Source organism: Fictibacillus phosphorivorans, from assembly GCF_007673525.1.
Lineage (GTDB): Bacteria > Bacillota > Bacilli > Bacillales > Fictibacillaceae > Fictibacillus > Fictibacillus phosphorivorans_C.
Genome location: NZ_VDZU01000001.1, coordinates 44004 through 58291, shown reverse-complemented (window position 1 = coordinate 58291; position 14288 = coordinate 44004). Strand labels below are relative to the sequence as shown.

Here is a 14288-nt window from a genome sequence, read left to right as displayed (position 1 = left end):
CTCGCACCTTGCGCTCCAATCAACTATCAATGAAGTCTTATAAAAATCTATGTCTATGCACTGACTTAAGCCCTTTGGTATAGCATTTACAAGAAATCTCCTTCTTCTGTTTGCTCCAATTGCTCTGATTGACTTGGAGCGTCTTTATATTCGATGTCGTATTTTTTGCTCAACAATTCCATTTCTGCGTGATAAGCGTCTACCAATTGGAAGTATTCTTCTAATTTTAAATTAGACTGTGTCATGAGGTTTTCATCTTGTTGTTCTAACGCTTGCCTTTGAAGGATTAAGCCTTCATAAAAAGTCTCAGTAGCTTTTACGATTTGCTTCTTCATTCCTACTAATTCTTCTCCTTGAACATCGATTGTTTTTGCTTGGGACACTGCTTTTTCGTAAGCAGGAATCGTCGTTTCTACTAACTCCAAATACATGGTCTCGTCGTCTGTATAATTTCCGCCAGAAACGCTTGCCAGAGAATCAAAGGCTTGTACTTCGTAGGTGGAGACTGCTGCGACGTCCACATTGATAAATTTCAAAACAGCATTTTGCTGTTTCTCCGTATTGATCGGCTCAGAAAAGCTTTGTGATTCCTCTTCATCATTCTGCGTTACTTCATTACTCGTCCGATTTAAGGCCATTTCGCTTGAATTCGCACTTGTCACAATCGAACTCACTAAAAAAGAAACTAAAAAAAGTGTATTCACGCTGTCAGCTCCCTCAACATTTTGTAAGTATTAACCAATACCCGGCTTGTTCAGGGGTTATGCCCCATAACTGTAAAATGAGAGTGTTTGATGCTTCGTTTACTGAAATCACAACGAGTAAAAACCCTGCTATATCCATAACGGGGTTCATTTTTATCCAACTTTTTTACAATACGTTTCTCTTTTTAGATGGAGCCCATCTTATCTTAGAAGAAGCAAACATTCTTCCACTCTTCGCCACTTTTTTACTTCTAAAGAAGTCTGCAATGATGTCTTTGTCAGAGTGAGGAATCTTCTCGCCTTTTACTATTTGAGCCCCATTGATGCAGCCACTCGTGAGGAGAACGATGTCATTTTCTTCACTAAGAGACAATGCCTTGATTACCGCATCATGACGGGTAAGCTCCGAGTGAATGTTAGGTGCATCAGGATTTTTGAAACCTTTCATCACATGACCGACAATCTCGCTCGGATCGTTGTATCCTGGATGATCAACCGATACGACGATTTCATCTGCTTGGTTCTCAATCGTTTCTGCCATTTTTGGCATCTTCTCTTTATCTCTTATGCCAATACCCATCACTAGAACAATCAGTCGACTGTATGGCAGCTTTTTCACTTCTGTTACTAAGTTTTGTAAAGCAACAGGAGTGTGTGCGTAGTCCAGAATGATCTTACGCTTTTGCTTATGAATAATTTCAAATCTTCCTTCAGGTCCTGTCATTTCAGGTAGAACATGAAGCATTTTTTCTAATGGAATTCCGATATGCAAACCTGTACAGATGGCAGAAAGGAGATTCGCTATATTATAAGATCCATAAAATGGTGTTATGACAGAATAATGTTTTCCGTGAACGGATAAAGTGAATGAAGTCCCGTTCGATACCTGCTTAACATCCGATGCGATCACATCCGCACCGCTTTTTTCATTCATGCTGTACGTTAGCAGCGGACCTGCAAACAACTCAACGATTTCTTTACCCATTCCCTCGTCATCAATGTTCACAACCGCTTTTTTGGCTTGTTTAAATAGCTTCAACTTTGCTTGTTTGTAGTTTTCAAACGTATGATGAAACTCCAAATGTTCAGGCGATAAGTTTGTGTGAATCGCTACATCAAAATCTATTCCTGCTGTTCGTTTTTGTTCAATACCAACAGAAGTAACTTCCATCGCAGCGAGCTGATCGCCATTCTCTACAAATTGTTTGAAGATGTGATGAAGATCAGGTGCTTCAGGCGTTGTTGGTGTGGACTGTTTCATGTTCAGGTTTCCCGAAGATGAAATCATACCTGTTGTTCCGATTGAACCAGATTTCACACCACATAAGTTCATTAATGATCTGACATAAGCAGCGACCGTCGTCTTCCCGTTCGTGCCAGTAATGCCCACTGTGATTAATTTTTCATGTATACGTTTATTAAATAGGATAGATAATTGAGCCATAAATACGCGAGCATCCTCAACGAGTAAGAATGTACAATCTCTATAGGTTTCGCTCGCCTCTTTTAGAATCGCTTTATTTTCACCGGCCACCACAACTGCACCGTTCTTGATGGCACTCTCAATAAAGTTGTGACCGTCAAATTGTTCACCCGTTATACAAACAAAGGAAGAGTTATTCGTTACGTTTCTGGAATCAAAGCAGACAGAAGAAATGGTTTGCTGTTTGCTTCCCCAAATTTTCCGAACACCTAATTGCTGCTTCTTTTGTTCAAAATGTATATTCATTCTGCCTCTCCTTTTGCGATCAATCTATGAATAATTACTATAGTAGAATATAAAAGTTTGTATTTAAAATTTTTATGCACACATACTTTCATTAAATACCCTAAGTATTCGATTGTTAACCTTTTTTTATTTATGTTTCTCCATCTTTTTTTGAGAAAAAATGAGCGTTAAATACTGGAAGGACGGGGGTTAAGAGAGTTAGAACCTTAGAAAGCGGGATTATATCACGAAAAAAATAACCACCGGAGAATGGTGGTTACTCGGAATAACTTTATATCTTTTTTACAAACTCAGACTTCAGTTTCATTGCGCCAAATCCGTCAATCTTACAATCGATATCATGATCACCTTCGACGAGACGAATTCCTTTTACCTTTGTTCCGATCTTAATAACAGAAGATGTTCCTTTGACTTTAAGATCTTTAATTACAGATACAGAGTCACCATCTTGAAGAATGTTTCCGTTAGAATCTTTTACAACCTTTTCTTCAGATTCGCTCTCTGTTTCTGGAGCCCATTCATGAGCACACTCGGGACAAACGAGAAAAGCTCCATCCTCATACACATAAGCAGAGCTGCATTTCGGGCGGTTTGGTAGGTTAGACATCTATGTAGTCCTCATTTCTTATAGTTATTGTTCATTTTACCACACTGAATTTCACTCAAGACTTCTTCCAGAGTTCGCGTTTTACACATAACTCATAATGTGACAATCAAAAGTGCATTACGCTTTGAATCCACATATCTGTCCACTATAATTGAGTTATCATAATAATCAAATATTTAACATCATGGCTTTTCGTGTTTTGCAATTTTAAGTTCCAAAAAAGGAAGGGGAAATTGTAATGGAAAACAACAACAAGCCCGATCAAAAAGAACACACTTCTGCAGGTCAATGTCCTGTCACACACCACAAGGATAGTGCGATTACGACATCTAGAGCTCCTCATGGTACGACAAATAAGGATTGGTGGCCGAATCAACTCAATTTAAATGTTCTTCGCCAACATGACAAAAAGTCGAATCCGATGGGAGACGACTTTAATTATCGTGAAGAATTCTCCAAACTGGATTATGACGCACTGAAGAAAGATCTTCATGCATTGATGACAGACAGCCAGGATTGGTGGCCGGCGGATTATGGTCACTATGGTCCTTTCTTCATCCGTATGTCTTGGCATGCTGCAGGTACATACCGTACGGCTGATGGACGAGGTGGCGGTGGATCAGGTTCTCAACGCTTCGCACCTCTAAACAGTTGGCCAGATAACGTAAACCTTGATAAAGCTCGCCGTCTTTTATGGCCGATCAAACAAAAATACGGCAACAAGATTTCATGGGCAGATCTCCTTGTTTTCACGGGTAACGTAGCCATTGAATCCATGGGGCTAAAAACGTTTGGTTTTGCTGGCGGACGTGAAGATATTTGGCATGCAGAAGAAGATGTTTATTGGGGAACGGAAAAAGAATGGTTAGCGGATAACCGTTATTCTGGTGACCGCGAGCTTGAAGATCCGCTTGCTGCGGTTCAGATGGGTCTCATCTACGTGAACCCTGAAGGACCGAACGGAAAGCCTGATCCGCTCGCGAGTGCTCGTGATATTCGTGATACGTTCAGCCGTATGGCGATGAATGACGAAGAAACGGTTGCGCTTATCGCAGGTGGTCATACGTTCGGAAAAGCCCATGGTGCAGGCGATCCTTCTCTTGTAGGAGACGATCCTGAAGCAGCAGACATCGAAACACAAGGACTAGGCTGGCTGAGCCGTCACGGCAGCGGAAAAGGCCGTGATACCATTTCGAGTGGTGTTGATGGGGCTTGGACGTCGAACCCAACACAATGGGATAATGGATACTTTGATCTTCTGTTCGGTTACGAGTGGGAGTTAACGAAGAGTAGAGCAGGCGCTTACCAATGGAGTCCAGTTGATATGACAGAAGAGCACATGGCTCCTGATGCGGAGGACCCGTCCATCCGCGTGAAAACGATGATGACAACAGCTGATATGGCATTGCGTATGGATCCAGAGTATGAAAAAATTTCTCGTCGTTATTACGAGAACCCAGATGAATTCGCCGATGCTTTTGCACGAGCGTGGTTTAAATTGCTGCACCGTGACATGGGGCCGAAAGTTCGTTATCTAGGTCCTGAGGTACCAGACGAAGAACTTATCTGGCAAGACCCTGTTCCGAGTGTGGATTATGATCTATCAGCATCTGACATCGCTCAGTTAAAAGAAAAAATTCTAAATACAGGACTATCGGTGAGTGAGCTCGTCAAAACAGCCTGGGCTTCAGCAAGCACATACCGCGTTTCTGATATGCGTGGAGGTGCGAATGGTTCACGCATCCGACTAGCTCCTCAAAAGGGCTGGGAAGCAAACGAACCTGAGCAGCTGGAGAGAGTGCTAGGAATCTATCAAGATCTACAAAACCAGCTCGACACGAAGGTGAGTCTTGCCGACTTAATCGTTCTTGGTGGAAGTGCCGCTATTGAAAAAGCAGCAAGAGATGCAGGCTTTGATGTTACCGTTCCATTTACACCTGGACGCGGTGATGCAACGCCTGAACAAACAGACGCCGTTTCGTTTGATGTTTTAGAGCCGGTATCAGACGGGTTCCGCAATTATCAAAAGAAAGAATATAGCACAAGCCCTGAAGAGATGTTCGTAGACAAAGCTCAGCTACTAGGTCTATCTGCTCCTGAAATGACTGTCCTCGTAGGAGGTCTGCGTGTTCTTGGGACAAACTATAAGAATACGAAACACGGTGTTTTCACCGACCGCGTTGGAACGTTAACGAACGACTTTTTCGTAAACCTGCTCGACATGGGTGTAGAGTGGAAATCAACAGGCTTTAACGAGTACGAAGGCCGCCATCGTAAATCGGGTGAAGTGAAACGAACAGCTTCCCGCTTCGATCTTGTGTTCGGGTCCAACTCAGAGCTTCGCGCACTAGCTGAAGTGTATGCGCAGAATGACAACCAAGAAAAATTCGTACGTGACTTTATTGCAGCATGGGTAAAAGTGATGGACGCTGATCGATTTGATGTTAAATTAAAATAATAAACAATGAACGCACCTAATCACAATGCTGGATGCAGAATTTGCTGCTTCAGAGCTCTTAAGATTAGGTGCGTTTTTCCCCCATAATAAAAAAAGACAGGATAACTCCCCCGTCTTAAATGTCTAGCATGTGTTTTCGTACTATTTACCGAACCGCTTACGATAACCACATTTTCTGCAAAGTTCTTCAACCGCTTCTCTTCGTGAAAAACCATCTACAAGATTATTTGCTCGATCACCTTCAATAATAGTTGAGAAGTCTGTTTCATTGATATTTCCTAAGTTAATGACCCCTTCTCCATCTAAGCAGCATGGAATGACTGTACCGTTCGCCAAAATGCCTGCTTGATTGCGCAGACCATAGCAGAACCCTTTTCCATCGTCCTCTTCTTCATGCAATGCCGGCCATTTAAACTCGTAATCTTGATTGATGAAAATTTGATCCGCTAGTTTGATACCTTTTCCCGGCGTGAGCTTTTCTTCAATTTTAAATGTGAGATTAAATTCGTTTTCAATAATCTCAAGCAGCTGACGATTACGCTGTTTCTCCAAGTTCGTTGCATTGTCTTGCGTCAGGTTCCAAAGCCTTAAAGAAACAAATAACGAAGACTCTTTCGTTGCTTCTTGTACAAAAGAAAGAATCGTTCTAACGTATTCTTCTTTATCCGTCATACTCTGCCCGACGTGGCCATCAAAGCTATGAAGGGAGAAATTCATCTGTCTCAGCGCAGGCTTATTGATAAGCTTGTCCCAGTTCTTTTTGATGAGTGTCCCATTCGTCGTGATATTAACTTTAAATCCTCTTTCATGGGCTATGTCCAATAGCTGATCGATTTTAGGATGAAGCAGCGGCTCACCTTTTACATGTAGATAGATGAAATCGGTATACGGCTTGATCTGGTCTAAACGCTTCGTAAAATCATCAATGGAGATGAACTGTTTAGCTCGTTCCGTTGGAGGACAAAAATGACACGCCAAATTACAGATGCTCGTAATCTCTATATAAAACTTCTTAAATCTTTTCATGGGTATTCCTCATTTCGCAAACTCTTGATACATACACTAATGCTCATTTAAGCCATAGTGCACGTAAGCTACCTGCTTTTTTAACTCTTTCTTATTAGAGCACAATTCATAAAAAAGATAAACGTGTTATGGGGAAATTAACAGATGGAAACGAAAGGTTGGTCGTTCGGTCGTTTTTTAAATATCTAATCGCAAACGCAAAAAAGAAGAGAAATCATCTCGTTTCCCTTCTTCGTCATTCGTGCAGCAATACGCTCGGGATATTTCCTTACCATCACAACACCTCCGTAATATTTGCAAGCAAAGGGACAGTTCTGCTGGTTCCTTCCCCTCGTTTCACAAGAACTTTCTTGACCCTAGCTAAGCTTCTCATTCTCATGTTTTTTCGAGGACAAGCATAAGATGGTAGAACAATTGACTGGGAAAGGAAAGCCTATCTATGATTTCATTTCGAAAAATGCTAGGAGCCTCATTGTATGCCACCATGTCCATCAGCCTTTGGGGAATATCCTTTGTCTCGACTAAAGCGGTACTGGACAAGCTTGATCCCTTTACTCTTCTGGTCATCCGTTTTGGTATAGGTGCATTATTTTTATTAGTACTTATCCTTGTAAAAAAGGAACATTCCATGAAGCTGCCGATACAGTATATTCCTCACTTAATCGTATTAGGGATTCTTGGTGTTTTTCTTCATCAAGTTATTCAGGCAAGCGCGCTTTTATCCATTGATGCATCCTCTGCAGGCTGGCTCATTACGTTATCCCCGATTTTCACCGTCGTTCTTTCCATGGTCTTTCTGCATGAAAAGATGACATTTCCAAAGGCTATTGGAATTATTTTGGCCATTAGTGGTGTATTGCTGGTCACAACAGCAGGTGGAGACAGGTCATTAGGATTCTCGATCAACATCGGGTATCTACTGATGGTTCTCAGTACCTTAAATTGGGCCATTTATTCAGTTTTACTAAAAAGCCTAAAAGTGCCATTGCCTGCATTGGTCCTCACCTTTTACATGAGTACTTTGGGACTTTTGCTTACTCTCCCATTCATCTATCAGAACAAAAGCTGGGAAAAGCTTACTCTTCTAGATGGAGTAGAATGGGCTCATCTTATCTTCCTTGGAGTCTTTGTATCCGGTATTGCCTACTGGTACTGGGCAAAAGCATTAGAGGTGTTGGAGGCCACTCAAGTATCTGTTTTCTTATACCTTGAACCAGTCTCTACACTGATAGCAGCTGTGCTACTTCTACATGAAAAGGTTATTTATACCAGTATTCTAGGTGGAGCAATCATTATCCTTGGGGTTATTTTCGTAAATGGTCATCTAGTTGGACTGATAAATCGATGGGGTGCGAGGAGGTAGGGAAAGCAAAGGGACGGTTCTGCTGCTTCCTAACTTACAACTGTAAACACTAAAGGATTCACCTTTTCCATCTAATTATACAATAAGAAGCAAGAGAACCGTCCCCGCGCCCCTAAACTAAAAAACTAAAAGATACGCGCTGATCAATAAAATAACTGAAACAAGCCAGAGATTTTAAAAAATCTCTGGCTTGTTAATCCGATAAATTTCATGTGTCTATTTACAATTTCTCAGTAAAAGCAGCAAGATTTTCTAGCGTGGACCTTAGTCCAGTGTCGTGATCTTCCTTACGAATACCTTCTGGTACATTTTCACAAAGAATTGTAACATTAGTGCCTCCCGAAACATCTTCCAATAGCCATTTCTGTATCATCTCACCAGAGAAAGCAGGATCTTCGGAATTGAAGTTAACAGATTGGACAATTCGCTGGTTTGGGACCAGCTCCAAAAATGTTCCTTCCGCCACATCGGTGTTATCCGACGTTTTGCCAAGAATCAACTCGTCCAATTCATACGTAAGCGTCATTTTATAAGCTCCCCCTTCACGGCAATCATAGGTATCAATTTTACCCGACATCCCTTCAGGCGGAAGCCATTGAATTAGTGAATCCGGATTTATAATAGCTAGATAGACGATTTGAGGTGGAACTGGGATCACTTTTGAAGCAGTATCTGTTCTCCGATTTCTTGACAAATTCATCCTAAAAACCTCCTTGAAATTAACTCTAAAGGAAAATTCGTCGCTTCCTGCTTATCACCTGCTTAAAGATGCTACTTATAAAATGTAAGATGTCTCTAAAAATCCAGATCAATGATGCATTCCAAATAACCAATCCTTTTATTTCAGCATAGGTTTTTTAAAAGCATACAAGAAAAATAATAAAATAAACCAAATGGGTGTCAGCAATAACGCCGGACGTGTAGCTTCTGCCACGAGCAGCACGATCAAAATTAACCCAAACAGCGCGAGCACCACATAATTAATGAATGGAGCAAAAGGTGCTTTGAACGCTGACTTATTGTGCAGATCAGATCGTGTCTTACGGTATTTAATATGGCTGATCAAGATCACGCTCCACACCCAGATGAAACAGATAGCACTTATTGTTGTTACGATGCCAAAAGCCTGCTCTGGAATCAACTTGCTGAGCAGCGCTCCCACTGAAACGACTATAGTCGAAACCCACAATGCGTTTCCCGGCACAGAATTTTTCGTTAGTTTTTTAAAAGATCGAGGAGCCTGCTCACTCTTACTTAATGTGAATAGAATGCGGCTCGTTGAAAATAACCCGCTGTTGCATGCAGATGCCGCTGATGTCAGCACAACAAAATTAATGATTCCAGCAGCAAGTGGAATTCCGATTAAGCTGAACGTTTTAACAAATGGACTTTCCGATGCGTTTAACTCTGTCCAAGGATTGATGCATAGCAGCACGATCAATGCGCCCACATAGAAAAATAGAATTCGCAGTGAAATTTTATTGATCGCAGACGGGATATTCTTTCTCGGATTAGACGTTTCTGCTGCCGCCACACCGACCAACTCCACTCCGACAAACGCGAACACGACCATCTGAAACGAGAGTAAGAACCCTGTCATGCCATTGGGAAACAAACCTCCATGATCCCACAGGTTGTTTATAGAGACTGTCCCCGCATCCGTCTGGTAACCCATAACGAGTAGAACAACGCCTATCACAATTAACGCTAGAATCGTAATCACCTTGATCAAAGCGAACCAAAACTCCAATTCTCCGAAAAGCTTTACCGTTAACAGATTCAGCCCAAGTAAAAGAAGCAAACAAACAATCGCAGGAACCCACTGCGGTATGTCAAACCAATATTGAACATAAACACCGACCGCAATCACATCGGCCATCGCTGTCATGATCCAGCAAAACCAGTACGTCCATCCTGTGATAAACGCAGCTCGCGGACCAAGATAGTCCTCTGCAATATCGGTAAACGACTCATAGCCCTCCTTCGAAAGCAGCAGTTCTCCTAACGCTCTCATCATAAAAAACAACGCGATCCCAACGATCAAATAAGCAAATATAACAGACGGTCCGGCAAGTTGAATCGCTTTTCCTGAACCTAAAAATAACCCCGTACCAATCGTTCCGCCAATGGCAATCAGCTGCACATGACGATTAGCTAAATCTCTCTTCAACTCTTGCTGTGACACGTATGAATCCTCCTTCTAAGATGCAAAACAAACGAAAAAAAGAGACTGGAAGAATCTCCAATCTCTTGTACATTAGAATATGAAAAAAGCATTCACTGCGCTAGATATGACAGGCACAACAAAGTCAAAATTCAATACTCTTCTGTCCGTTTGCCTGAGATTGTGAACCCTTCGGCGCCGCTAACAAAGCGGTCTCTCCAGAAGCTGCTCCTGCTGTAGTACGACCTACAGCGATCATAGCTTGCTATCTATAAATTTTTTAGTAGTTCTGAATATAATTTTCAATACTATTACGGAGTTGGGGTTTTGTCAACTGTACAATACTGGTATTGCATTTACCCCACATGAGTAGAAGAGTTCAAACTTTTAACTAATTGTACATAACAGCTTTACGAGTATATCCTCTACTCCCTGCACTAAAGTGATAAAATTATATGAACTAGATTTCCCCTATAAAAGACTACTTAATAAGGATGAGTATACATGAATGAAATTAAACAGCTAATAAACGCTATCAATGAATTCCGTGATGAAAGAGGATGGAAACCTCACCACAATCCAAAAGATCTTGCCATTTCTCTCTCCATTGAAGCAGCTGAACTATTAGAAGATTTTCAGTGGAAAAGCAGTGAAGAGGCTATAGAACAAAACATCGAAAACATTAAAGAAGAAATTGCTGATGTTTTCATCTATGGACTTATGCTCTGCAGTGAATTGGATTTGGATGTCGAAACCATTATTAAAGATAAGATTAAGAAAAATGGGTTGAAGTATCCTGTTTCAAATAGTTAGATACGAAAAAAATACAAAATGAAATAAGAAACAGCACCTATAGTAAGTAGTTAAGTAGGTGCTGTTAGATCGTTATTTATGATAAGGCTCTACGAGATGTCTAAATGAGGTTTAATTATTTTTTTGAGTGTAGATTTTTTACATAACTATCCTTTCTTTAAAATCTATACCTTACCGAATTCAATTATAAAATCATTTTAAGAATTCAGTTAATCTGTTGGTTTCCCTTTGAAAATCATAACTGCCCTCAGTATAAAAATTAATCCGTGATTCCTATGTACAAGTGAAATACTCCTTAGCTCATCGCCTTTCAAAATAAATCAGTTTCCCATAACCCAAGCTGGCCTTTTGCTGGGATACGTTCATTCAAGATCTTCATGTCTTGAACCATCCAAGCATATCCTCCCACATTAAAGTCTCCCAAAAAATAATCATTTCCTGATACGATTTGTCCATTGTCCAGGACTGCTGATGTCTGATTTTCCTCAGTTATCTTCAGACAATTTTCAAGCCGACATACAGCAATGATCATTCCCGTTGGAAGGGTTTCTTCTGTATATCCATGCTTATCGAGCAGCGAACGGATGGCAACATGCCTGCAGACAGACTTATCTATTTTTTTACTTGTATGAATGGCCAACGGCCCGCGATAATTTGTTTTCCATGACCTTGTTTCAAATTCATTCTCTCGAAGAACAAAAAGACTTGCCCAAGGCTGAATCATAGATAATACCTTCATTCTGCCTGCCACCAACCTATAAAGTTTCGTTCGTTTGTCTTATCGTGTCCGTAGAGAAGAATAATATTAGCAAAAAGGTCTAAGTGCCCACGGTAAGTAGTAATCTTCCGGAAAAATAAAAAAATGAGGGGATTACTATTAAAAAGTACATTGAAACCATCCAACCTTGGAGTTTACCGTTATTTATGGTACGGTTCCCCCCGATTAATCCGAAACGCTCGATAAACCTGTTCAACCAACACCAGCTTCATCAACTGATGCGGATAAGTAATTTTCCCAAAAGAAATCTTCTCATTCGCCCGCTTCATAACAGCATCACTCAACCCTAACGAGCCTCCAATGACGAAGGCAACCTTGCTCTTTCCATACGTTGCAAGCTGGTCCAGATTCTTAGCCAAGTCTTCAGATGAAACAGCTTTTCCTTCGATCGCCATCGCAATCACATGCACATCTTGGCCGATTTTAGCTAGAATTCTTTCACCTTCAGCGTTTTTAACCATAATCATCTCTTGATCACTTAAAGTTTCAGGTGCTTTTTCATCAGGGACCTCGATGATTTCTACTTTTGCATAAGGTCCTAGTCGTTTTAAGTATTCATCAATACCTAGTTTTAAGTATTTTTCTTTTAATTTCCCTACGGAAATGATTGAAATATTCACTTGTTGAAAACTTCCTTTCAAATAAGTTATCCCCAGAACTTATCCACATATGCACAGTTAGTGCTATATCTTGTAGGCGTTCATATGTTCGATACTTTATATACACCTTTGTTATCGCAGTATTCACAACCTGTTGATAACTCATCATTCTCTGTTAGTAACTCTACTACAGGTGGCGTTTCAAACTCATCCACAATGATGTCAATCGCAAGCTCAGCATGGTCTTTGCAGCAAATAATAACCAAATCTTTTCACTCCTAACTTATCCACAATCCTTCCTCTTACACTAACGAATTTACAGCTGTGTGTAAACAATCCGCAAAAATAAAGTTGTCCACATGTGGAATCAACCATAGATTTTTCTTAAATGGTGGTGACATTTTGTTTTTCTTGTTTTAGTCTTATTATTTACTTCATCGACAAGTTGATTGCAGTGCAAGGTGCGAGACTCCTCGAAAATTAAACTTCAAATTTTCTTCGTGCGATGTTTTGCTGCCGCAGCCTTCCTTGTCCTGCGGGACAGGTGGGCAGGTGAGACACTTTAGAGTGAAACGATCGAATGTGGCTCACCGCCTGCCCCGCGGAAAGCGAGCAACCTGAAACGGAAATCAACTCACTTCCAAAGACACCATAGCCTCATCAAAAAGAAAAACAGGAGACCCTAAAGCCCCCTGTTTCCCGATTTTATTGAGATTGCTTCCCGCCGCTCAGTTCTACTTTCACGGTCTTCTTCTTTCCATCACGATAATACGTCACATCCACCTCATCACCAATCTTCGCCTTTGTATAAAGGAACTTACGAAGAGCGATAGGGTCTTTGATTTTCTCTCCACCCATCTCGACAATAACGTCCATTTCCTTAATACCCGCACGAGCTGCTGGTGAAGCTGACGTGATCTCCATAACAACGACACCTTCTTGAACGCTGTCTGGAATCTTAAGTGTCTGTTCACGCTGATACGTGTTCACTTGAGAAAGCGGAATGATGTTAACGCCTAAGAACGGTCTGCGTGTTTCACCATAGTTCTCAAGGTCTTCAATGATCGGTTTTGCCACATCAGATGGAATAGCAAATCCGATTCCTTCTACTTCGTTCTGCGCGATTTTAGAAGAGTTGATCCCAATCACCTGACCTGCGATATTAATCAGTGCTCCACCGCTGTTACCAGGGTTGATCGCTGCGTCTGTTTGAATAACTTCAGCTTGCCAATCTGGATTTCCGTCTTGATCCAAATCAACGGGAATCGAACGATCCGCACTAGATACGATACCTTGTGTGACTGATCCTGGGAAGTTTCCGAGCGGATTTCCGATTGCGATGGCAGGTTCACCACGCTTTAAGTCACCCGACACTCCGAACTCCGCTACACTATCGACCTTGCTGCCATCGATTTCAACTACAGCTAAGTCCATCAGAGGATCTGTTCCGCGTAGTGTACCTTTAAGCTTCGTTCCGTTGCTAAGCGTGATCTCGATCTGGTTCGCATCGGCAACTACGTGGTCATTTGTTACCACATAGGCTTTGTTGCCTTCTTTTTTATAAATAACACCTGATCCCGTGCCCGCTGGCTGCTGGCTCCAAAAATCAGTCTGCTGAATGTTGATAACTTCAACAACCGCTCCAGATGCTTTATCAACGGCATCCGTTACATTCGTAGTCAGATCGACATCCACTTTTCGCTGTTCCACATTTTCGTCAGTACCTAGACCGTTTTGTTCTTCATTCGGAGGATACAGATTGTCTGGCAAAAGACCAGCTCCTCCTAGTGCAGGTACTGTAAATAGGACAAGCAAACCGCCTAGAATAGCTCCTAGCAAAGCTGGTAGAAACTTTCCTCCGCGGTTTCCTTTTTGTCGAGATGGTGATTGATAATCATCATCGTAATAGCCCATATACTCCTCACCGTTCCTTTCAACAATTAAATGGATGAATTCATAACCTAGTATAAGCAATTAGTCCTGAAATTATGGACATTTTGGGTTATTTTTCATAATTTCCCACACTTATTGTTATTTCCGGAAACGG

At 41.3% G+C, this 14288-nt stretch carries 13 protein-coding genes and 1 riboswitch; of the genes, 3 read left to right on the top strand and 10 right to left on the bottom strand.

Annotation, left to right across the window (positions count from 1 at the left end; all coding sequences use genetic code 11):
- Nucleotides 1-86 precede the first annotated feature (86 nt).
- The 3 genes from FS458_RS00285 to FS458_RS00275 form a co-directional block, all read right to left on the bottom strand.
- Nucleotides 87-704, bottom strand: a complete 618-nt coding sequence (locus FS458_RS00285; protein ID WP_144696617.1) for a hypothetical protein — start codon at nucleotides 702-704, stop codon at nucleotides 87-89.
- Between the two features lie 166 nt (nucleotides 705-870).
- Nucleotides 871-2433, bottom strand: coding sequence for a UDP-N-acetylmuramoyl-L-alanyl-D-glutamate--2,6-diaminopimelate ligase (locus FS458_RS00280; protein WP_144696615.1), 1563 nt, complete (start codon nucleotides 2431-2433; stop codon nucleotides 871-873).
- 271 nt (nucleotides 2434-2704) lie between these two features.
- A complete protein-coding gene (locus FS458_RS00275) occupies nucleotides 2705-3040 on the bottom strand; it encodes a zinc ribbon domain-containing protein YjdM (protein ID WP_144696613.1) in 336 nt (111 codons plus the stop codon).
- A 238-nt stretch (nucleotides 3041-3278) separates the two neighbouring features.
- Between FS458_RS00275 and katG the strand changes: the two genes are divergently transcribed.
- Nucleotides 3279-5498 (top strand): catalase/peroxidase HPI, encoded by a 2220-nt coding sequence (gene katG, locus FS458_RS00270; protein ID WP_144696611.1) that lies wholly within the window; start codon nucleotides 3279-3281, stop codon nucleotides 5496-5498.
- Nucleotides 5499-5639: 141 nt separating this feature from the next.
- Here katG and FS458_RS00265 read toward each other — a convergent pair whose 3' ends face one another.
- Entirely contained in the window at nucleotides 5640-6524 is an 885-nt protein-coding gene (locus FS458_RS00265) for a radical SAM/SPASM domain-containing protein (RefSeq protein WP_144696609.1), read from the bottom strand.
- A gap of 439 nt (nucleotides 6525-6963) precedes the next feature.
- Between FS458_RS00265 and FS458_RS00260 the strand changes: the two genes are divergently transcribed.
- Nucleotides 6964-7887 (top strand): DMT family transporter, encoded by a 924-nt coding sequence (locus FS458_RS00260; RefSeq protein WP_186320403.1) that lies wholly within the window; start codon nucleotides 6964-6966, stop codon nucleotides 7885-7887.
- Between the two features lie 220 nt (nucleotides 7888-8107).
- Here the strand turns inward: FS458_RS00260 and FS458_RS00255 are convergent, their stop codons facing one another.
- Entirely contained in the window at nucleotides 8108-8587 is a 480-nt protein-coding gene (locus tag FS458_RS00255; protein WP_144696607.1) for an SRPBCC family protein, read from the bottom strand.
- 138 nt (nucleotides 8588-8725) lie between these two features.
- The gene (locus tag FS458_RS00250) at nucleotides 8726-10072 is read right to left on the bottom strand and encodes an amino acid permease (RefSeq protein WP_144696606.1); all 1347 of its coding nucleotides are present in this window, start codon (nucleotides 10070-10072) and stop codon (nucleotides 8726-8728) included.
- 132 nt (nucleotides 10073-10204) lie between these two features.
- Nucleotides 10205-10283, bottom strand: a riboswitch (glycine riboswitch).
- A gap of 272 nt (nucleotides 10284-10555) precedes the next feature.
- Here FS458_RS00250 and FS458_RS00245 point away from each other — a divergent pair.
- Nucleotides 10556-10864: a nucleotide pyrophosphohydrolase gene (locus tag FS458_RS00245; RefSeq protein ID WP_144696604.1), complete on the top strand. Its 309-nt coding sequence runs from the start codon at nucleotides 10556-10558 to the stop codon at nucleotides 10862-10864.
- Between the two features lie 310 nt (nucleotides 10865-11174).
- Here the strand turns inward: FS458_RS00245 and FS458_RS00240 are convergent, their stop codons facing one another.
- From FS458_RS00240 to FS458_RS00225, 4 genes are all read right to left on the bottom strand, one after another.
- Complete coding sequence (locus FS458_RS00240; protein WP_144696602.1) at nucleotides 11175-11603, bottom strand: ASCH domain-containing protein; 429 nt, start codon at nucleotides 11601-11603, stop codon at nucleotides 11175-11177.
- Between the two features lie 179 nt (nucleotides 11604-11782).
- Nucleotides 11783-12262, bottom strand: coding sequence for a 23S rRNA (pseudouridine(1915)-N(3))-methyltransferase RlmH (gene rlmH, locus FS458_RS00235; RefSeq protein ID WP_144703137.1), 480 nt, complete (start codon nucleotides 12260-12262; stop codon nucleotides 11783-11785).
- A gap of 80 nt (nucleotides 12263-12342) precedes the next feature.
- Nucleotides 12343-12507: a CxxH/CxxC protein gene (locus FS458_RS00230; RefSeq protein WP_066399497.1), complete on the bottom strand. Its 165-nt coding sequence runs from the start codon at nucleotides 12505-12507 to the stop codon at nucleotides 12343-12345.
- Between the two features lie 439 nt (nucleotides 12508-12946).
- On the bottom strand, nucleotides 12947-14155 hold the full coding sequence (locus FS458_RS00225) for a S1C family serine protease (protein WP_144696600.1): 1209 nt from the start codon (nucleotides 14153-14155) through the stop codon (nucleotides 12947-12949).
- Nucleotides 14156-14288 lie beyond the last annotated feature (133 nt).